General features: G+C 62.1%; 17 protein-coding genes and 1 pseudogene. 3 read left to right on the top strand and 15 right to left on the bottom strand.

Annotation, left to right across the window (positions count from 1 at the left end):
• The 11 genes and pseudogenes from HMPREF2678_RS10410 to HMPREF2678_RS09425 all read right to left on the bottom strand — a co-directional run.
• Nucleotides 1-228, bottom strand: a pseudogene (locus HMPREF2678_RS10410) (hypothetical protein); the annotation flags it as partial.
• Between the two features lie 116 nt (nt 229-344).
• The gene (locus tag HMPREF2678_RS09380) at nt 345-1016 is read right to left on the bottom strand and encodes a hypothetical protein (RefSeq protein WP_070552120.1); all 672 of its coding nucleotides are present in this window, start codon (nt 1014-1016) and stop codon (nt 345-347) included.
• Between the two features lie 86 nt (nt 1017-1102).
• Nucleotides 1103-1882, bottom strand: coding sequence for an ATP-binding cassette domain-containing protein (locus HMPREF2678_RS09385; protein ID WP_070552122.1), 780 nt, complete (start codon nt 1880-1882; stop codon nt 1103-1105).
• Nucleotides 1883-2878, bottom strand: coding sequence for an ABC transporter permease (locus HMPREF2678_RS09390; RefSeq protein ID WP_034971199.1), 996 nt, complete (start codon nt 2876-2878; stop codon nt 1883-1885).
• Nucleotides 2875-3909 carry a sugar ABC transporter substrate-binding protein gene (locus tag HMPREF2678_RS09395; protein WP_034971195.1) on the bottom strand — a complete coding sequence of 345 codons (1035 nt, stop codon included), beginning with the start codon at nt 3907-3909 and terminating at the stop codon, nt 2875-2877. The genes HMPREF2678_RS09390 and HMPREF2678_RS09395 overlap by 4 nt, the downstream gene beginning before the upstream one ends.
• Nucleotides 3910-3972: 63 nt before the next feature.
• On the bottom strand, nt 3973-5304 hold the full coding sequence (locus HMPREF2678_RS09400) for an adenosine deaminase (RefSeq protein WP_070552124.1): 1332 nt from the start codon (nt 5302-5304) through the stop codon (nt 3973-3975).
• 53 nt (nt 5305-5357) lie between these two features.
• Nucleotides 5358-6440 (bottom strand): YhjD/YihY/BrkB family envelope integrity protein, encoded by a 1083-nt coding sequence (locus tag HMPREF2678_RS09405; protein ID WP_070552126.1) that lies wholly within the window; start codon nt 6438-6440, stop codon nt 5358-5360.
• A gap of 87 nt (nt 6441-6527) precedes the next feature.
• Entirely contained in the window at nt 6528-7553 is a 1026-nt protein-coding gene (gene trpS / locus HMPREF2678_RS09410) for a tryptophan--tRNA ligase (RefSeq protein ID WP_034972397.1), read from the bottom strand.
• A gap of 11 nt (nt 7554-7564) precedes the next feature.
• Complete coding sequence (locus HMPREF2678_RS09415) at nt 7565-8422, bottom strand: trimeric intracellular cation channel family protein (RefSeq protein ID WP_034971184.1); 858 nt, start codon at nt 8420-8422, stop codon at nt 7565-7567.
• Entirely contained in the window at nt 8416-9426 is a 1011-nt protein-coding gene (locus HMPREF2678_RS09420; protein ID WP_070552128.1) for an exodeoxyribonuclease III, read from the bottom strand. The genes HMPREF2678_RS09415 and HMPREF2678_RS09420 overlap by 7 nt, the downstream gene beginning before the upstream one ends.
• 44 nt (nt 9427-9470) lie before the next feature.
• A complete protein-coding gene (locus HMPREF2678_RS09425; protein ID WP_070552130.1) occupies nt 9471-10715 on the bottom strand; it encodes an MFS transporter in 1245 nt (414 codons plus the stop codon).
• 262 nt (nt 10716-10977) lie between these two features.
• Between HMPREF2678_RS09425 and HMPREF2678_RS09430 the strand changes: the two genes are divergently transcribed.
• The 3 genes from HMPREF2678_RS09430 to HMPREF2678_RS09440 all read left to right on the top strand — a co-directional run bounded on the left by HMPREF2678_RS09430 (nt 10978) and on the right by HMPREF2678_RS09440 (nt 16605).
• Nucleotides 10978-13206 (top strand): NADP-dependent isocitrate dehydrogenase, encoded by a 2229-nt coding sequence (locus HMPREF2678_RS09430; RefSeq protein ID WP_070552132.1) that lies wholly within the window; start codon nt 10978-10980, stop codon nt 13204-13206.
• 872 nt (nt 13207-14078) lie between these two features.
• The gene (locus HMPREF2678_RS09435; RefSeq protein WP_070552134.1) at nt 14079-15410 is read left to right on the top strand and encodes an O-acetylhomoserine/O-acetylserine sulfhydrylase; all 1332 of its coding nucleotides are present in this window, start codon (nt 14079-14081) and stop codon (nt 15408-15410) included.
• 28 nt (nt 15411-15438) lie between these two features.
• Nucleotides 15439-16605, top strand: a complete 1167-nt coding sequence (locus tag HMPREF2678_RS09440; protein ID WP_070552136.1) for a homoserine O-acetyltransferase MetX — start codon at nt 15439-15441, stop codon at nt 16603-16605.
• Between the two features lie 31 nt (nt 16606-16636).
• Here HMPREF2678_RS09440 and HMPREF2678_RS09445 read toward each other — a convergent pair whose 3' ends face one another.
• The 4 genes from HMPREF2678_RS09445 to HMPREF2678_RS10560 all read right to left on the bottom strand — a co-directional run bounded on the left by HMPREF2678_RS09445 (nt 16637) and on the right by HMPREF2678_RS10560 (nt 18881).
• Nucleotides 16637-17020 carry a DUF3017 domain-containing protein gene (locus tag HMPREF2678_RS09445; protein WP_080721234.1) on the bottom strand — a complete coding sequence of 128 codons (384 nt, stop codon included), beginning with the start codon at nt 17018-17020 and terminating at the stop codon, nt 16637-16639.
• Nucleotides 17013-17870 (bottom strand): bifunctional methylenetetrahydrofolate dehydrogenase/methenyltetrahydrofolate cyclohydrolase, encoded by an 858-nt coding sequence (locus HMPREF2678_RS09450; protein WP_083303459.1) that lies wholly within the window; start codon nt 17868-17870, stop codon nt 17013-17015. Before HMPREF2678_RS09450 ends, HMPREF2678_RS09445 begins: the two co-directional genes overlap by 8 nt.
• Before the next feature lie 74 nt (nt 17871-17944).
• Nucleotides 17945-18574 (bottom strand): hypothetical protein, encoded by a 630-nt coding sequence (locus tag HMPREF2678_RS09455; protein WP_070552140.1) that lies wholly within the window; start codon nt 18572-18574, stop codon nt 17945-17947.
• Nucleotides 18575-18749: 175 nt separating this feature from the next.
• The gene (locus HMPREF2678_RS10560) at nt 18750-18881 is read right to left on the bottom strand and encodes an LPXTG cell wall anchor domain-containing protein (protein ID WP_371325845.1); all 132 of its coding nucleotides are present in this window, start codon (nt 18879-18881) and stop codon (nt 18750-18752) included.
• Between the last annotated feature and the right edge of the window lie 135 nt (nt 18882-19016).

The following is a 19016-nucleotide window of genomic DNA, read 5'->3' on the forward strand; positions in this document are numbered from 1 at the left end:
CAAAAGCGCAGAGACTCCGACGGCAATCGCACCCATCTGGTTCCACTGCAGAGACTGCCCCTTCGACCCCTGCGGATTGAACTGGTTCTGCGGGCCGAACTGCTGCGGCTGTTGTGGCTGCTGCATTTGGTTCGGCTGCTGCGCTGGGAATGCCTGGTTAGGTTGATTCGGTTGGCTCGGGCCACCGAAATTTTGCCCCGGCTGACTGTAGGGGTTCGGGTTGCTCATGATGGATGCTCTCAATCTTTCTGCGAAAAATCGTGGTTTACTAGCCGACTAATTATTACATTCAGCTCCCCTTCCGGCGACCCCAATTGGGGAATCCTCCCTACAGAATGGGACGTTTAGGGGTTCTCTACGAAGTACTCGTCAAACTGAACGTTGCTGGCCACCTCGCCATGCTCGAAAACTTTCAAGCTCTTCTGGTTGATCTCGATTCTCGTTCCCCCACCAACTGGGACGCGGTAGCTCCCCCGACCTGGATCGGCGTAAGCCATATCGACATCCTTCTCTAGCTCATACCCACCGACATCACCGCGGTAGTAGTAATCGCCTTTCTGTCCGACCTTGCAGACAACCACATAGTCACCGTCTCCGTATGCTGCGTAGAGCCATTCGTCATCTGAATTGCAGTGGGCGGGGCTCCCCTCCCATCCATGTCGACTCAGGGAGTACTGGGCGCTGCCAGTACTGCGGTTACTTTCCTGGCTCTCCGTTTCATCCTCGGGAGCATCGGGCGTCGGCTTCTTCGGGGGAGCGGTGGATTCTCGATTTGCTTCAGGAGCCCTACTCGGAGCAGAGGCAGAGGACTCACTGGCCGCGGCGGGCGCTTCACTGTCACCATCGTCGTTTCTGTCGCCCAAGATGGCAAAGGCGGCCACACTACCGCCGACTAAGAGCGCAATCACGGCAATTGCGACACTGGTATAAACCCATGGCGAGGTTTCCTTCGCACGCTGTGGTTCTGGTGCCGGCGGATGGTAATTATTCCAATTGTTCCAGTTCTCGTTGTTCATCAGAAAACCATATGTTTACTCGGACGTCTTGCCTCTAAGAGGCCAAACGATCGTTACCTACGCCGTAGATTAACACCCCAACCCACTTAACGCCGCAGCTCGTGGTTGAGGGAATCCAATTCGCCCCCGCCGGCCATCTCCAGCGTCAGCTGTTCCAGCGTGACCTCGGAGTAATCCGCGTCCAGGGACCTCTCCCCCATATTCAGCAGCACGAAGTGGCTACCCACCAGATACGCATGGTGAGGGTTGTGGGTAATCAGCACCACGCCTACCCCGCGCTCGGCGGCAGCCTTAACGAAGCGCAACACCATACCCGATTGTTTGACGCCCAGCGCTGCGGTGGGTTCGTCCAGAATGATCACTCGCGCACCGAAGTACACAGCGCGCGCAATGGCCACGACCTGCCGCTGGCCACCGGAAAGGTTGGCGATGGGCACCTCGACATCGTCCAGGTGCACACCCATCTTTTCCAGCTCTTCGGCGGCAATCCGGCGCATCTCGTCAGCACGCAACATGCCGAAGCGTCCGGTGAGCTCCTGGCCGAGGAAGAAGTTCCGCCACACGGACATCTGACCGACCACGGCCAGGTCCTGATACACGGTGGCAATGCCCTTATCTAGAGCATCCTTCGGCCCATTGAAATGGACCTCTTCGCCGTCGACCAGCACCTCGCCACTGGTGTGCTTGTGCCGCCCGGCGAGGATCTTGATGAGCGTGGACTTGCCCGCGCCGTTATCGCCCAGGATGCAGGTCACTTTACCCGGGTAGATATCCAGGTCAATGTCCTTCAGCACGTGGACGTCGCCATAGTCCTTGGCCACATTGCGGAGGCTGATGATCGGGGTGGCGTCAATAGAAGAAGACATTTAGCTACGACCCCCAGACGTGAACTTCGAAACAGAGTTGTTGGTGAGCACCGCAAACAGCAGCATCGCGCCGAGGAAGAACTTGAACCAATCCGGGTTCCACCCCGCGTAGACAATGCCCTGGTTCGTCATGCCGAAGATCAGCGCACCAATGGCAGTGCCGATGGCAGTGCCGCGCCCGCCCGTCAGCGCGCAGCCGCCGATGACTGCGGCGATGATGTAGAGGAACTCGTTGCCGACACCCTGCCCGGCCTGGATCGAATCGAAAGCGAAGAGGTTGTGCATGCCCACGAACCAGGCGGCGAAGCCGACGAACATGAACAGGATCACCTTCACACGACGAACGGGAACGCCGGTGGCGCGGGCGGCCTCGGCATCACCGCCGACGGCGAAGATCCAGTTGCCGAAGCGCGTCTTAAACAGCAACACGCTGGCCAGGGCCACGAAGAGCAGCCACCAGAAAACAATCGTCTTGACCTGCACCCCGAAGATGTCCACCGAGGAGGCAAAGACCGCCTTGGCGGATTCGAAGCCTTCCATGTCGGCGATCGAAGGGGTCGCGACCTGCCCGGTGACCAACTTGGTCACTGCCAGGTTGACGCCCTGCAGCATCAGAAACGCGGCGAGAGTAATAAGGAACGACGGAATGCCGGTGCGCATCACCATGATTCCGTTGAAAGCGCCGATGGCCAGGGCGATCAGGAGGGAAAGGAACACACCCACCCAGGAGTTCAGCCAGAAGTTGTAGTTCAACATCGTGGCGGCCAGGGCGGCGGTGGTGACGGCCACGCCGGAGGACAGGTCGAACTCGTCGCCGATCATCAGCAGCCCCACGGCCAGGGCGATGATGCCCATCGTGGAGCTGGCGTACAGAACCGTGGAGAACGCGTCGAAGGAGCGGAACGACGGGGCGACGATCATGAACAGCGCGAAGATCAGCACCGCGCCGAGGACGGAGGTGAACTCGGGGCGCTTGAGCACGTTCATCGCCTTCATCGCAGCCCTGCCTTTGCCGCCTCCGCGATCGTGTCCACGTTGGATTTATCCACGAACGACGGGCCGGTCAGTACCGGCTGGCCGCCCCCGACGGTGGAGCCGTTGCGCTTGGCCAGCCAGAGAGCGTCGATGGCCATGTAGCCCTGCAGGTAGGGCTGCTGGTCAACGGCCCACTCGATGGTGCCCTTCTTTATCGCGGCGACAAGCTCCGCGTTGGTGTCGAAGGTGGAGATCTTCGCGTCGGAGCCGGACTGTTCCTTGGCCTGCACCGCGGTCAGTGCGACGGGGGCGACCAGACCCATGACCCAGTCGATGTCCTTCTGCTGCGCCAGCTTGGCCTGCACTGTGGACTGCACGCTGGTGAGGTCCATGCCATTGACATAGAGGTTCTCCACAGAGCCGCCGCCCAGGCCCTTCTTGATACCTGCGCAGCGGGCCTCTTGGCTGGGGTTTCCCTGCTCGTGGATGACGCACAGCACCTTCTTGGCGCCGTCCTTCGCCAGGCGCTGGCCGGCGCGCTCACCGGCGACGGACTCGTCCTGGCCGAAGAATGCGCTGAGGTCGTACTTCTTGTAGTGGTCCATGCCCGAGTTCAGGCCGACCACGGGGATGCCCTCCTTGACCGCGCGCTTGGCGACCGGCCCCAGAGCCTCGGCGGTGGGCATGGTCAGGGCCAGGCCGTCGACGTGGGAGTCGATGGCGTTTTGCACCAGGTTCGCCTGGTCGGGAGCCTGTGGGGAAGAGCTATAACGCAGCTCCAGGTTGTTCTTCTTAGCGGCATCTTCCGCGCCCGCGCGGACGAGATCCCAGAAAGTATCGCCGGGGGCACCGTGGCTGACCATAGCCACCGTGTACCGTGGGGTATCCACTCCTCCGCCGCCGTCGCCGGAAGCGCCACCGCGCGGGCGACCGCCGGTCTCCGAGCATGCGGTGAGGGCTGCGCCCGTGCAGATCACAACCAGCAGGGCCACCATTCGGCGGAGGCCGCGGGGGTTGCGCAGAATGCTTTCAGAATTCGCCATGCAGAGCATTTTGCCAGTTCACAGGGGCAGAACCCAACCGCTAGAGGACGAACTTAAAGCATTCAGATGGGTCTAGCTGGAGGTTTGCTCGCCGGCCTCGCCTGCACCCGTACCTTCGTCGGCATCGTCATCATCCAGGCTCAGGCCTAGCTCCTCCAGCTCCGCCTTCAAGTTCTCCATCGACAGTTCAATATCTTGCTGCCCCGCGTCAGCGCCTGCAGCACTTAGCTGGCCGTGTCCGTGCAGACGCTGCATGCCGTTGGAGAACTCGGCACCTTCGGCATCCACTGCCTCGCCCATCGCCTCGTCGGGCAGGCTGTTGCCGATCTCGGCATAGGCCGGATACAGCACGTTGCGCTCCAGGTCCTCTCGCAAGGACTCATCGCAGAAGGCCACCTGCAGGGCGTTGTTCGTGAGCTCCAGCAACTGCCACAGCTCCAGGTCGCAGTGTTCGGCCAGCAGCTCGAACTCGCGGGACATGGTGGTGCCAGAAACCAGCCGGTTGTCCGTGTTCACCGTGCAGAAGAAGCCCATCTCGTACAGCAGACCGAAGGGGTGCTCGGCCACGTCATCGCAGATACCCGTCTGTGTGTTGGAGGTCGGACAGATCTCCAGAGCGATGCGCTGGTCGCGCATGAAGCGGGCGACCTGTCCCAACTCGATACCGCTCATGGTGGCATTAAAGTCCTCGTAGACGCGCACGCCGTGACCGATACGCCGGGCACCCTGCGCTAGGGCGTCACGAAGAGAGTCCACACCCGCAGCCTCACCCGCATGAATGGTGAAGGGAACAAGGTTACGGCGCAGCAGGTCAAAGGCGGCAGCGTGCTTCGACGGCGGGAAGCCGTCCTCCGCGCCGGCGATGTCGAAGCCGACGACGTAGCCCTCGCCCGGGGTGTGCTCACCGTAGTTATCGACGGTCAGCTGCGCGATCTCCTCGGAACGATCCGCGTGGCGCATAGCGCAGAGGATGAGGCGAACGTGAATGCGACCGCCCTGCTCGGCGACCAGACGCTCGCCTTCCTTCACACCCTGCACAGTAGCCTCGACGATCTGCTGCAGGGACAGGCCATCCGCCTGGTGCTGCTCGGGGGCGTAGCGCAACTCGGCGTAGCACACATTGTCCGCGGCCAGATCCTCGACAGCCTCGCGGGTGATTCGCACCAGCCCTTCGACAGTCTGCATGACGGCGGTGGTGTGGTCGAAGGTCGTCAGGTAGGTCGGCAGGTCGCCCGAGTTCGCTGCCTCGTAGAACCACTTTTCCAGCTCTACCGGGTCGGTGGTAGGCAGCTCGTAGCCGATCTTCTCGGCCAGCTCGACCAGCGTTGCGGGGCGCACGCCGCCGTCGAGGTGATCGTGGAGTTCTACCTTGGGCAGGGACGCGATGATGTCAGAGTCAATCATGGTTAACGATCCTAGCTGCCCGCGCGTCCGGCGCTAGCGGAGCCGGGGGGCAACTAGCGGCGGAAAATCTTGGAGGCCAACCCGCCGACGACTACGCCGGCGGCAGCTCCTACGCCCAGCAGGCCAGCGCGGCTGGCGTCCGTACTTCCGCTACGTACCTCCTGGCGCACGCGAATAACCGCGGCCGGGGGTGCATCGGGGCGCAGGTTAGCCAGGGATTCCGGCGTAGTAGCGGCCCATGCGGAGCAGTACAACAGGATGCGCCAAATGAAGTACATCAGCACCATCACACCGATGACCGGACCGAAGGCGGCACCGGCCGGGTTGGAAAGTGCCTTAGAGAAGAACATGGTTGCGAACTGCTTGAACACCTCGAACAGAACCGCGCCGATGATGGCCGCCTTCACTGCGGAACCGCGTGGCACCTTGGTGCGCGGCAAGTAAAGAATCATCCAGAAGAACACGCAGAAGTTAGCGATCAAGGCCACCAGCAGCGCCACCGCGAAGGTGATGTAGCGGATACCCGGGACGTCCGACAGCCCAACCATGTCCAGCAGCTGGGTGGTCAGCCCGGAGTTACCAATGGTGGTGATGGCGAAGGCGCCGATCAGGGAGACCAGCAGTCCCAGCAGGCCGATCAGGTCCTTGACCTTGCCAGAGACGAAACCATCGGCCTTGCCGGAGACCTTCCACATCTCGGATACGCCCAGGCGCAGGTGGGCGATCCAGCCCAGTCCCGTCCAGAGTGCCAGCAGAAGACCGATGGAGAACACGGACTTACGCTGCTCGATGGACTGCTCGATAATAGTCTGCAGAACCTCGCCCATGTTGCCGTCGCCCATGGTGGCGACCTTGTCCATGACCTCGTTCAGCAGCTTTTCGTTGCCGGCCAGAATCATGGCCATGACGGCCAGCACCAGCATCATCAGCGGGAAGATGGTCATCACAGAGAAGTAGGTGATGCCCGCGGCGTACTGGTTGCCGCCCTGTTCGGTGTACCGATCCTGCATCCGCAGCACGTGGTCTAGCCACGGCCACTTCTCGCGGTACTTATCCAGCGGACCTGGATCGTCTTTGCGGGAACGCTCCACGCCGTAGTTATCCAGGTTTTTCTTATCAGGATCGGTGGTCGCCAAGGGGACGGCCCTTCCTTCCGGTCGTCTCGTCTCGAAGATTCTCACATTAGTAAAGCACGGCGGGCGCGGGCGCGCTTTACTGTTGCCTTACTGTTCTGCCAAGAAGCCCACGCGCTCGTAGACCTGTTCGATGGTCTTCGACGCGATCTCGCGGGCTCGCTCTGCACCACTTGCGAGGATGCGGTGCAGCTCTGCGGGGTCTGCCATGTATTCGTCGTAGCGCTGTCGCAGCGGGGAGCAGAATGCTTCCAGCACCTCGGCGGTGTCCTTCTTCAGGTCACCGTAGCCAGAGCCGGCCTTCTGGTAGCCCTCCACCAGCTCGTCGATGCTCTTGTCTCCCAGTGCGGACTGGATGACCAGCAGATTCGATACGCCCGGCTTGTTTTCCTTGTCGTAGCGGATCTCACCGTCGTTGTCGGTCACGGCAGAGCGGATGCGCTTGGCGGAGACCTTCGGGTCATCCAGCAGGTTAATCAGACCCTTGGGATTGTCCGTGGACTTCGACATCTTGGCCGTGGGGTTCTGCAGGTCGTAGATCTTCGCCGCGCCTTCGGGGATGAAGCCCTCGGGCACCACGAAGGTCTTCTTATAACGGGAGTTAAAACGCTCCGCGAGGTTGCGCGTGAGCTCCAGGTGCTGCCGCTGGTCCTCGCCCACCGGAACCAGGTGCGGGCGGTACAGCAGGATGTCCGCAGCCATCAGCATCGGGTAGGCATACAGGCCCGAGGTCGTATTGTCGCCGCCCTGCTTTGCCGACTTGTCCTTGAACTGCGTCATGCGGCGTGCTTCACCGTCGCCGGTGATGCACATCAGAACCCATGCCAGCTGCGTGTGTTCCGGCACGTGGGATTGGACGTAAAGGGTGGAGCGCTCCGGGTCGATGCCCAGCGCCAGCAGCTGTGCCACGCCCGCGAGGGTGCGCTTGCGCAGGTCCTTCGGGTTGTAGCCGGGCACAGTGATGGCGTGTTGGTCGGGGATGAAGTAAAAGGTCTCGTAATCTTCCTGCAGTTCAATGAACTGCTTAACGGCACCCAGGTAGTTGCCCAGGTGGTAGGAATCGCTGGTCGGCTGCAGGCCGGAGACGACGCGCTGTTTCTTCGCAGGTTGGTTCATAGTAGGTAACCTTACTCGTCACGGTTGTCGGGTTCTGTGGGCGGGTTTGGTGACGCCCCGTCGTCCTCGTACTCAAACTCCCCCCGATCGACCAGTTCAAACCGGTTTTCGTTTCGCCGCTTCTTCTGCCCCTTTTTATCCTTCGGGGCACGTGGAGCCCCCAGGCTGCGCCGGCGCATCTCTCGGCGACGCACACCGGCCTTGTTGAGTGCCCACATGGTCAGCCGCCCGGCGGGATCGCGCACATATTCGCGCTCTTGGTATTCGAAAACGGGCAGGGAAATGCGGTAGAAAATCGACAATAGTCGCAGGCCGAAAGCAAAGACCAGGCAGATGATAATGACGAACTGGCTGCCAATCGTCTCGTCCAGATTGAAGTGGAGCATGCTCATGTACATCACGGCCACGAGGATGGCGATAGAGGCATAGAGCTCCTCGTTAAACACCAGCGGCACTCGGTCGCAGAGGATGTCGCGCAGCACGCCGCCGAAAACGCCCGTCACCACGGAGGACACCACGACGATCAGTGGGCTATGCCCCATCTCCAACGCCACCTGCGCGCCGAGCAGGGCGAAGGTGGATAGACCCACCGCATCCAGCACCAGGAAGATGGTGCGGAAGTAGTCCATCAGGAAGCTCGCCAACACGGTTACCAACGCTGCAACGAGCACGATCGCCAAAAAGATTGGCTCGTCCACCCAGCGCAATGGGTAGTGGCCGAACAGCATGTCACGCACCGTGCCGCCACCGAAGGCGGTCACGGCGGCGATGAGCATGACGCCGAACATGTCCATCCGCTGCCGTCCCGCAGCCAACGCCGCCGTCATCGACTCGGCGGTAAGCCCCAGGACGTAGAGGACGGTTAACATGCGTACTCCACCAGCACTGGCGAGTGATCCGACCAGCGCTGGTCATAGGCCGCGGCCTTGTCGACCCACACCTTGTTCGCGCGCAGCGCCCGGTCGAGCATCCCCTTTGTTGCCACCTGCAGGTCGATACGCCAACCTGCGTCGGTGTCAAAGGCCTGACCGCGGTAGGTCCACCAGGAATACGGCCCGGCCTGGTCGGGCAGTACGCGGCGCATCACGTCGAAGTAGTGCGGCTCCGCGGCGGCGCCGGTGGCCAGTCGGGCCTGTGCGGCTACGCCCGGCGCGTATTCCACTGCGCCGAAGAAATCGCCAGCCACCCCGGCCGGGTTGCCGTTGCGTCCGGCATCCTGATCGTCGGAAACCTGGGTCGCCGCATCCGGGAAGGTTCCCAGCAGCGAGTCCATAAAGGCCCGCTCGTCCGGCAGGAAGCCGGACTTCTTACGGTTGGTTTTCCAATTCTTCAGGTCCTCGCGGCGGTGGCAGATGTTCCAATCCCCGCCGATAATTAACTCAGACAGTTCGGACTGTTCAGCCTGTGCAGCGCGCGCTTGCAGGTACTCGCCGAAGGAATCCAGGAAGCGGTATTTCTCGTCCTGCTTTTCCGTCCCCGCCGCACCGCTGGGCAGATACAGTGAGGCCACGCGCACCGGCTGATCCCCGGCATCCACCGTGGCCTCAATGTAGCGGCCGGAGTCCGCGAACTCTTCCGCGCCAGCGCTTCCACCAAAGCCGATCTGCACGTCCCGCAGGGGCAAACGCGACAGGATGGCCACGCCCGCCCGTCCCTTGGCGGCGGCCGGCGCCTGCGCCAGGTGCCACTCCCCCAGCACGGGCTCCAGGGCAGTGCGGGTTTGCTTTTCGTCGGCGCGCACTTCCTGCATTAACACCACGTCCGCAGGGGTGGCCTCCAGCCAGGGCAGGATCCCCCGATTACCCTCGTGCCGTACCTTCGCCGCGGCACGAATACCGTTGACGTTCACCGTCGCAATGGTCAAAGACTTCATGCGCACTACCCTACTAAGCCCGATTTACCTTCGAGTGTCCGACTTCACGCGCGGGCGGCCGCAAGCTGACGGCGTCGTAAATAATAGGCAGGAACCCACAGCAACGCGCCGCACGCAGCCATCGCCGCACCGGCGAGCGCAGGGGTGGAATAACCGTAACCAGCAGCGATAACCGCGCCGCCGACCGCCGCACCCGCCGCATTGGCCATATTCAGCGCAGAGTGGTTCAGAGCCGCGGCGAGGGTCTGGGCGTCGCCGGCAACGTCCATAAGACGGGTCTGCAGGTTCGGCACCAGGGTGGAACCCAGCAGGCCGATCACACCGAAGTTAATGATGCCCGCCACGGCGTTGTGGGACAGGAAGTAGAAGGAAGAAAGCACCACGACCAGCGAAAGCAGGGTGCCCAGGATCGCATACTCCAGGTTGCGGTCGGCCAGCACTCCGCCGATATACGTGCCTATGACCATGCCCACGCCGTAGACCATCAGCGGAATCCAGATAAGGTCGCCGTTGAAGCCCGCATTCTCCGTCAAAGTCCAAGAGATATAGGTGTAGACCGCAAACATGCCGCCGAAGCCAACGGTGCCCACGGCGAGGGTCATCAGCACCTGCGAGTTCACCAGTGCGCCGAGCTCCGTGATCGGCTTCGTGCGCGGCATCAACGTCATGTGCGGCACCGTGAACCACAGAGCGACGAAGGTGACCATACCGATGACCGCAACCATCGCGAAGGCCGCATTCCACCCGAACGTAGAGCCCAACCACTGAGCCACCGGCACGCCGATGACCGTGGCGATGGACAGCCCCATGCCCGTCAACGCCACTGCCTTACCGCGCTTGCCGTTAGGCGCCATCGAGGCGGCAATCAGCGCCGTGACAGAGAAGTACGCGCCGTGTGGGAAGCCCGCGATGAAGCGGGACAGCATAAGCAACCAGTAGGAATGCGCGAACACGCTCAGGCCGTTGCCGATGATGAACGCGGCGGTGAGAATCAGCGCCAACCGCCTGCGCGGAATGGAACCGGTCAGCGTAGTGATCAACGGGGCGCCGATAACCACACCCAGCGCGTAGGCGGAGATCACGTGGCCTGCCTGGTCTTCGGAGATCGCAAAATCCTCCGCGATGAGGTTCAGCAGTCCCATCGCCACGAACTCCGTAGTGCCAATGCCGAAACCGCCCAGGGCCATAGCGACCATAGCGATGTAGCGGTGGCGGGTGGAGATTTCTGTCTGGCGCGGGACGGGGCGCCGGGTTGGAAGCTTGGTCAGTCGGGTCTGACTCACGGGCATCGCTCGCTTTCGTGGGTTGATTGGTCGGGGACGATTGGTCGGGGTTGATTGGGCGGGGCTGACGGGCGGCTGGAAGCGCGACGGATAGGTCGCGAAAGTGCGGCGGGTAGGCGTAAAAAAAATTTTCTAGCTTTAAACACAAACCGGCCGCACGGTGGCCAATAACCCCGTAACATTCACGGGTTCGCTATTTGCCGTATTCTTGGATCGTAAACCACTAAAAGATCAACTGACTAACTAGAGGCTGGGAGACGAACGCCACATGGCAAAGATCATCTACACCCGCACCGACGAAGCCCCGCTCTTGGCGACTTATTCCTTGAAGCCAATTGTGGAGGCTTTTGCTTCGACCTCTGGAGTGGAGGTGGAAACCCGCGATATCTCGCTGGCCGCCCGCATCCTGGCCGCGTTTTCCGACGTGCTGCCGGCGGAGCAGAAGGTGGACGATGCCCTGGCAGAGCTCGGCGAATTGGCCGAAACCCCAGATGCGAACATCATCAAGCTGCCGAACATCTCGGCATCCATCCCGCAACTGAAGGCCGCCATCGCGGAACTGCAGAAGGCCGGCTACGACCTGCCGGATTACCCCGCGGAGCCGCAGACCGACGAGGAGCGCGATGCACAGGCTCGCTACGACTCTGTGAAGGGTTCGGCCGTTAACCCGGTTCTGCGCCAGGGCAACTCTGACCGTCGCGCGCCGAAGGCTGTGAAGAGCTTCGCACGCAAGCACCCGCACAGCATGGGCAAGTGGTCGCCGGAGTCCAAGACGAATGTCGCCACGATGGAGGCAGACGACTTCCGTCACAACGAGAAGTCCGTCATCATCGACGGTGACGACACGCTGCGCATCCAGCTGGTCAAGCCGAACGGTGAGACGCAGGTGTTGAAGGAATCCTTGCCGGTTCTGGACAAGGAGATTATTGACGCCACCGTGATGCGTGCCGACGCCCTCAGCACCTTCTTCCGGGCTCAGGTGGCTCGCGCTAAGGCGGAGGGTGTGCTGTTTTCCGTACACCTGAAGGCCACGATGATGAAGGTCTCCGACCCGATCATGTTCGGCCACGCCGTGCGCGCCTACTTTGCCGAGGTGTTTGAGCAGTACGGCGACAAGCTGCTGCCCGCTGGTCTGAACGGCGAGAACGGTCTGGGCGCGATCCTGGATGCGCTGGACGCTGGCGAGGTCGAAGGTGCCGCAGAGATCCGCGAGGCCTTCGATAAGGCTCTGGCGGACGGCCCAGACCTGGCGATGGTGAACTCCGACAAGGGCATCACCAACCTGCACGTGCCTTCCGACGTGATCGTGGATGCTTCCATGCCGGCGATGATCCGCACCTCCGGCCAGATGTGGAACAAGAACGACGAAACGCAGGATACGCTGGCGGTTCTGCCGGATTCCTCCTACGCGGGCATCTACCAGGTAGTTATTGATGACTGCCGCAAGAACGGTGCCTTCGACCCGACCACGATGGGCACTGTTCCGAACGTTGGCCTGATGGCTCAGAAGGCCGAGGAGTACGGTTCGCACGACAAGACCTTCCGCATTGAGGCCGAGGGTCGTGTGCAGGTGCTGAATGGCGCTGGTGATGTGCTGATGGAGCACGAGGTTGCCGAGGGCGACATCTGGCGCGCATGCCAGACCAAGGACATTCCGCTGCAGGACTGGGTGAAGCTGGCCGTGACCCGCGCCCGCGCCACCGGCGCGCCGGCTGTGTTCTGGCTGGATCCGAAGCGTGGCCACGACGTGAACGTGCAGAAGCAGGTGGAGACCTACCTGAAGGATCACGACACTGAGGGTCTGGATATCCGCATTCTGCCTCCGGAGGAGGCCATGCAGCTATCCATCGACCGCATCCGCGCTGGTGAGGATACGATTTCCGTCACCGGTAACGTGCTGCGCGATTACCTGACGGACCTGTTCCCGATCATGGAGCTGGGCACCTCCGCGAAGATGCTGTCCGTCGTGCCGCTGATCGCCGGCGGTGGCCTGTTCGAGACTGGTGCGGGCGGTTCCGCGCCGAAGCACGTGGCGCAGCTGCTGGAGGAAAACCACCTGCGTTGGGATTCCCTGGGTGAGTTCCTGGCGCTGGCGGAGTCTCTGCGAAAGCTGCAGGAGACTGACAACAACCCGCGCACTCCGATCCTGGGCGATGCTCTGGATGCTGCGACCGAGGCCGTGCTGAACGAGTCCAAGTCCCCGTCCCGCAAGGTCGGCGAGATCGACAACCGCGGTTCGCACTTCTACCTGGCGAAGTTCTGGGCTCGCGAGCTGGCTGACCAGACGCGCGATGCCGAGCTGGCGGAGGTCTTTAAGCCTGTTGCTGACGCCCTCGAGGCCAACGAGGAGAAGATCTCCCAGGAGCTGCTGGATGTTCAGGGCCACGAGGTGGACCTGGGTGGCTACTACTGGCCGGATGATGTGAAGACTTCCGCTGTGATGCGTCCGTCTTCGACGTTCAACGAGATCATCGACAGCCTGAACGCTAACAAGTAGCGGCTGAGCTCGCTGGGTCCCGGCCCGCAATAACCCCGGCGCTGGCATTTTACTGCTGGCGCTGGGGTTTTCTTGTGCCTACGTGCGCCCTCACCACCGCTTCATCCTCCCCACTAGCCCCACGCTCGTCCCACTAGCCCCACTATCCCCACGCCCGCCTCACCAGCCCCACGCCCGCCTCACCAGCCCCACGCCCGCCTCACTAGCCCCACTAGCCCCACCGACCCCACTAGCCCCACGCCTGCCTCGCAATTTCTACCTCTCCCACCGCACATGTCGTTAGAACGGGAGTCTGTCGCGCCTTCAGAATTTGCAATCCCAGTGCCAACTCTTTGACCAGCGGTTTTACAGATTTGCAAACGGATGCCGATAACGCATTCCCGTTCTAGCGACATTTCACCAGCAAACAAGCCTTTATGTGTCGGAAAACTTGCAGAACCTTGGGCGACGGGGGCGCCACCAGCATCCCATAGCGCCTTGAATGTCGGAAAAGTTGCCAAACGTCTCGTGGCCAAAAACGAGGCTCGGTCGCGCAGCCCTGTGACCAGCGCATTTACACTAATGAATATTGTCACCAGTAACGTTTTGCAACTTTTCCGACATTTCACCCAAGAAGAGGCGCTCCCCATAAGAGCACCACACCCCAGTAGAGCCGCGGAGCTCAGCAGCAACATAGCAGGCAGAAAAAGCGCAGTTCTAGACCAAGCGGTATAGGTAATTTACGGGGCGCATATATGCGTTTAGCTGGTACTTTGCGGCGTCGCTAAGAAAAAAGTAGACAGAGCGGTTTACTTTTAGCGCGCGTGGGTCTATCGTCGTTAAACAACAAAGCCAAACAACAAAGCCAAGTAACACCCCAGAGGAACACACCCATGCCGAAGTACAACAACGACAACGCCGAGAAGTGGGGCTTCGCCACCCGCCAGATTCACGCGGGCCAGCCCGTCGGCGATACCGGCGCTCGCAACCTGCCGATCCACTTCACCTCCAGCTACGTTTTCAACGACGCAGAGCACGCCAAACAGCGCTTCCACCTGGAAGACCTGGGCCCCATCTACTCCCGCCTAACCAACCCCACAGTCGAGGCGCTGGAAAATCGCCTGAACTCCCTGGAAGGCGGCGTTCACGCAGTCGCTTTCGCCTCCGGCATGGCCGCCGAGACCGCCGCAATCCTCAACCTGGCAAACGCCGGCGACCACATCGTCGCCTCCCCGCGCCTGTACGGCGGCACCGAGACCCTGCTGCAGCACACCCTGCCGAAGCTGGGCATCGAAACGACCTTCGTGGAAAACCCTGACAACCCGGAGTCCTGGCAGGCCGCCGTCCGCCCGAACACCAAGGCCTTCTTCGCGGAGACTTTCGCAAACCCGCAGGCAGACGTACTGAACATTCCGGTCGTTGCCAACGTAGCCCACGAAAACCAGGTGCCACTGATCGTGGATAACACCCTAGCCACCGCAGCCCTTGTCCGGCCGTTGGAGCTGGGCGCGGACATCGTAGTCGCATCCCTGACCAAGTTCTACACGGGCAACGGCTCTGGCCTGGGCGGCATCATCGTCGACGGCGGTTCCTTCGACTGGTCCGTCGAACGCGACGGCCAGCCTGTCTTCCCCGGCTTCGTCAACCCGGACCCGGCTTACCACGGCCTGAAGTACGTGGATCTGGCCCCGGCAGCATTCGGCATGAAGCTCCGCGCCGGCATCATCCGCGACACGGGCGCCTCCCTCTCCGCCTTCAACGCATGGGTTGTGGCCCAAGGCTTGGATACGCTGACTCTGCGCATCGCCAAGCACAACGAGAACGCGAAGGCCGTGGCGGAGTTCCTGGCCGAGCAGCCGCAGGTGGCTACCGTGAACTACGCGGGTCTGCCAAACTCCCCGTGGTTCAAGGTCAAGGAGGAGCTGGGCTTGGAATACACCGGCTCTGTCTTAAGCTTCGATCTGAAGGTCGACGACCCGAACTCGGAGGATGCAAAGGCGAAGGCCTGGGCCTTCATCGATGCTCTACAGCTGCACTCTGACCTGGCGAATGTCGGCGATGTGCGCTCCCTGGTGGTTCACCCGGCCACCACCACGCACTCTCAGTCCGATGCGGCGGGCCTCGCGCGCGCAGGTGTTTCCCACGCAACGGTCCGTCTGTCCGTGGGCATTGAGGACATCGCCGACATCATCGATGATCTCAAGCGCGGCTTCGAGGCTATCTAGGCAATTCGAGCGATCTAGACAGTCACGCATGAACCCCGAGTTCCTCCCCGCTTCTGGCGCGTCGCACACGGTCCCTATCGGCGATGTGGTCACGGAGTCGGGTGTGACTATTTTCGACGCCGAACTCCGCCTCTTCGCGTTCTACGACTCTCCGCAGGGCGACGCGGACTACGCGGAGTTCTCCGCAGGTCCCGAACCGGGACTATCCCCGGAGGAACGGCCGGTCGTGTTGATCGAACATGCCCTCACCGGCGATGGAAACGCCGCCGACTGGTGGGCGGATATGGTGGGTCCCAACAAGCCGATCGATACCACCCGTTACCTGGTGCTATGCGCCAATGTGCTGGGTGGCTGCCAGGGGTCCACCGGCCCCAGTTCGCCGCACCCCGACGGCAAGGCGTGGGGCTCTCGATTCCCTGGCCTGTCGATTCGTGACATGGTTACGGCGGAACGGCAGTTGTTGGAGCGTGTGGGCGTCACAAAGATCCATGCCCTGATCGGCGCGTCGATGGGCGGGGCGCGGGTGCTGGAGTGGACGCTCATGTACCCGGAGATAATCTCGGCGGCGCTGCCGATCGCGGTGAGCGCGCGTGCGTCCGCGTGGCAGATTGGGCTGCAGTCCAGCCAGATTCGTTTTATTGAAGCAGACCCGGCGTGGCATGGCGGCGACTACTACGACAAGGGCGAAGTTCCTTCGCACGGGCTGGGCCAAGCCCGCCGCATCGCGCATCTGACGTACCGCGGCGAGCTGGAGGTCGATGAGCGCTTTGGAGTGGATCCGCAGCGCGGCGAGAACCCCTATGGTGCGTACCGGGATCCGCAACAGCGCTTCGCGGTGGAAAGCTACCTGGACCGCCAGGCCGAGAAGCTGGTCGCGCGGTTCGACGCGGGCAGTTATGTGGTGCTGACGGACGCGTTGAACAGGCACGACGTGGGCCGGGGGCGCGGTGGTATGAACGCCGCCCTGGGGTCGTGCCAGGTGCCGACGATGGTGGTGGGTGTGGATACCGACATTCTGTATCCGCTGCACCAGCAGGAGCACCTGTCGCGCAACCTAGGCGACTTCATCGGGATGTCGAAGATTACCTCACCGACCGGCCACGACGGGTTCCTGATCGAGTCGCGCCAGATGGGGCAAGTGTTGGTGAAGTTCCTGGCGAAGGCGGAGATCATCGCCGAAGGTGAGGAGCAGTAGGGCGCTGGGTTGGTGCCGGTCGTGCGCTGACTTAGGTTGTCAGCGGATCGACGCTCACGGCGATCCACAGTATGCCCAAGCCGATGGCGGCAGTGAAGGCCGTGTCGAACTTGCGCGATCGCACCGCCAGCACGCCCAGCACCCGGGAATCCAGGAGTAGACGTAGCACGGCCAGGTAGACCATCGCGCCGCCCAGCATCACGCTAGCTCGACGCCACCTGTCCACCAGCAACAACGCCACCACAGCCAGCAGCATCAGCCCGAATAATCCCAGCAGTGCCCACTGGATGGGGCGGGACAGCCGCGACGGAGCGTTGTGCCGGTCGTGGGGGTTATCGAGCAACCGCTGGCGGGCATCGCCAATGCGGGCGGGGCGAGCTCGCGAGGGCTCGCCCCCTGGTTTGCCGTTAGTCACGCAGCAGGTTCTCCGCGCGCTCGACGACGTTGCGCACCAGGAAGGCGCGGGTCAGCGGGCCCACTCCCCCAGGATTCGGAGAAACAGCGCCGGCGACGTCCCACACGTCGGGGTGTACGTCGCCCTTCAGCTTGTCGTCCTCGCCGCGGGAAACTCCCACGTCCAGGATCGCCGCGCCCGGCTTCACCATGTCGGCGGTGATCATGTGCGGCACGCCGGCGGCGGCGACGATCACGTCGGCTGCCTTCGTCTCTGCGACCAAATCCTTGGTGCCGGTGTGGCAGAGGGTGACGGTGGAGTTCTCGCTGCGACGGGTGAGCATCAGGCCGATCGGGCGGCCGACGGTCACTCCGCGGCCGACGACTACGACCTTCGCGCCGTTCAGCTCCACCCCGAAGCGGCGGAGCAGGTGGATCGCACCGTTAGGGGTACAGGGCAGCGGGGCGGGCTCGTTCAGCACCAGCTTGCCCAGGTTTACCGGGTGCAGGCCATCGGCGTCCTTGTCCGGATCGATGCGCTCCAGCACAGCATTTTCATCCAGGTGCTTCGGCAGCGGCAGCTGCACAATGTAGCCGGTGCAGGCATCGTCCGCGTTCAGCTCGTCGATGACGGCGTTCAGCTCTTCCTGGGAAACGTCCGCCGGGAGGTCCCTGCGGATGGAGTTCACGCCGATCTGCTCGCAGTCCTTGTGCTTCATGCGCACATAGGAGTGGCTGGCCGGGTCGTCGCCCACCAGCACGGTGGCCAGGCCGGGAGTCACACCCTTTTCCTTCAGCGCGGCGACGCGCTGTTCCAGGTCGGCGAAGATCTCGTCGCGGTAGAGCTTTCCATCCAATTTAGTAGCTGCCATGAGCCCCATTATTCCACGCGGGCGCGACGGGATCGAGGTGGCGTCATGGCTAAGAGAGCAACTAGTGCACGAAACTAGTAGGGCCTACCCGGCCAGTGCGGCGCCTGGGCGACAGTTGGACGAGCAGGTTTCATGGCGGCCACGACCACGCCAATGACGACGATGGCGATTCCAGCCAGCGCGACCAAGGTGGGGATTGTGAGAGTATGCTGCAAAGTCGTTTCGGTATCCAGCCAGGTATCGAGGATTTCGATGTAGCGCTGCCCATCTTCCGTGGTCGCTACATCCCAGTCGTCAGGTCCCCCGGTGGGCCAAGCTTTCTCTCCGTACTCCCGGATTTCCTCGCGGAACTCCCACCCCGGCACCACTGCGAAAGCCGCACCGCCGCCCCACCATACGAGCATGCCACCCCAGAAGATAGCGAGGGAATCATTGCACCACTTCGGGATCGCGAGCGCCACGAAATTGAGGAGGCACTGAATGCCGAAGAAGAGCGGGCCGACCGCGCCGGCGATTAGAAGTATCCCCACCCAGTCCTTGCCATAAAACACGAAGCGCAGGATGCAATACACAATCGGCATAAGGAAGGCAGCAAGCCAGCCGATGAGCAGAGGCATGAAGCGAGAGTCTTGACCAGTTTGCTGCGGCGGGGCGTAACCGTAGACGGGCATCGGGGCAGGAGGGTCGTAGGGAGGGTACGTCATGCTACAGATCCTGTCAGACGGCGGGCGCTTTGGCTGGGGATTCTGGGCATTAGGGCGAACATGGCCAAGAGCATGAAAAACCGCCGCACGTTGGGACTATGCCGCGGGGCGGGATGAGGTTTTTCTTCCATACTTATAGAAGAATCTGCACGGTGGGAATGTTCCCACAGTTACTTTATTTCTCCTGTGATTCAGCCAGATCACGTCGGCGGCGAAGCAAGGTAAATGCACCCACAACAACGAGCATGGCTCCGATAAGCGCCACCCACCACAGATGCGCTCCGGTTTGCGCCAGTCGATCGATGATGCTTGAAGACTCGCCGCCTTCATGACCACCGCCTGGGCTATTTGGCGGTGCTGGAGTATCCGGGTGCTCCGGCGGCGGGGTACCTGGAGTGCTTGGTTTATCGGGCGGCGTTCCGGGCTTATCCGGAGGCGTTCC

It is taken from the genome of Corynebacterium sp. HMSC058E07, assembly GCF_001809885.1.
GTDB classification, from domain to species: domain Bacteria; phylum Actinomycetota; class Actinomycetes; order Mycobacteriales; family Mycobacteriaceae; genus Corynebacterium; species Corynebacterium macclintockiae.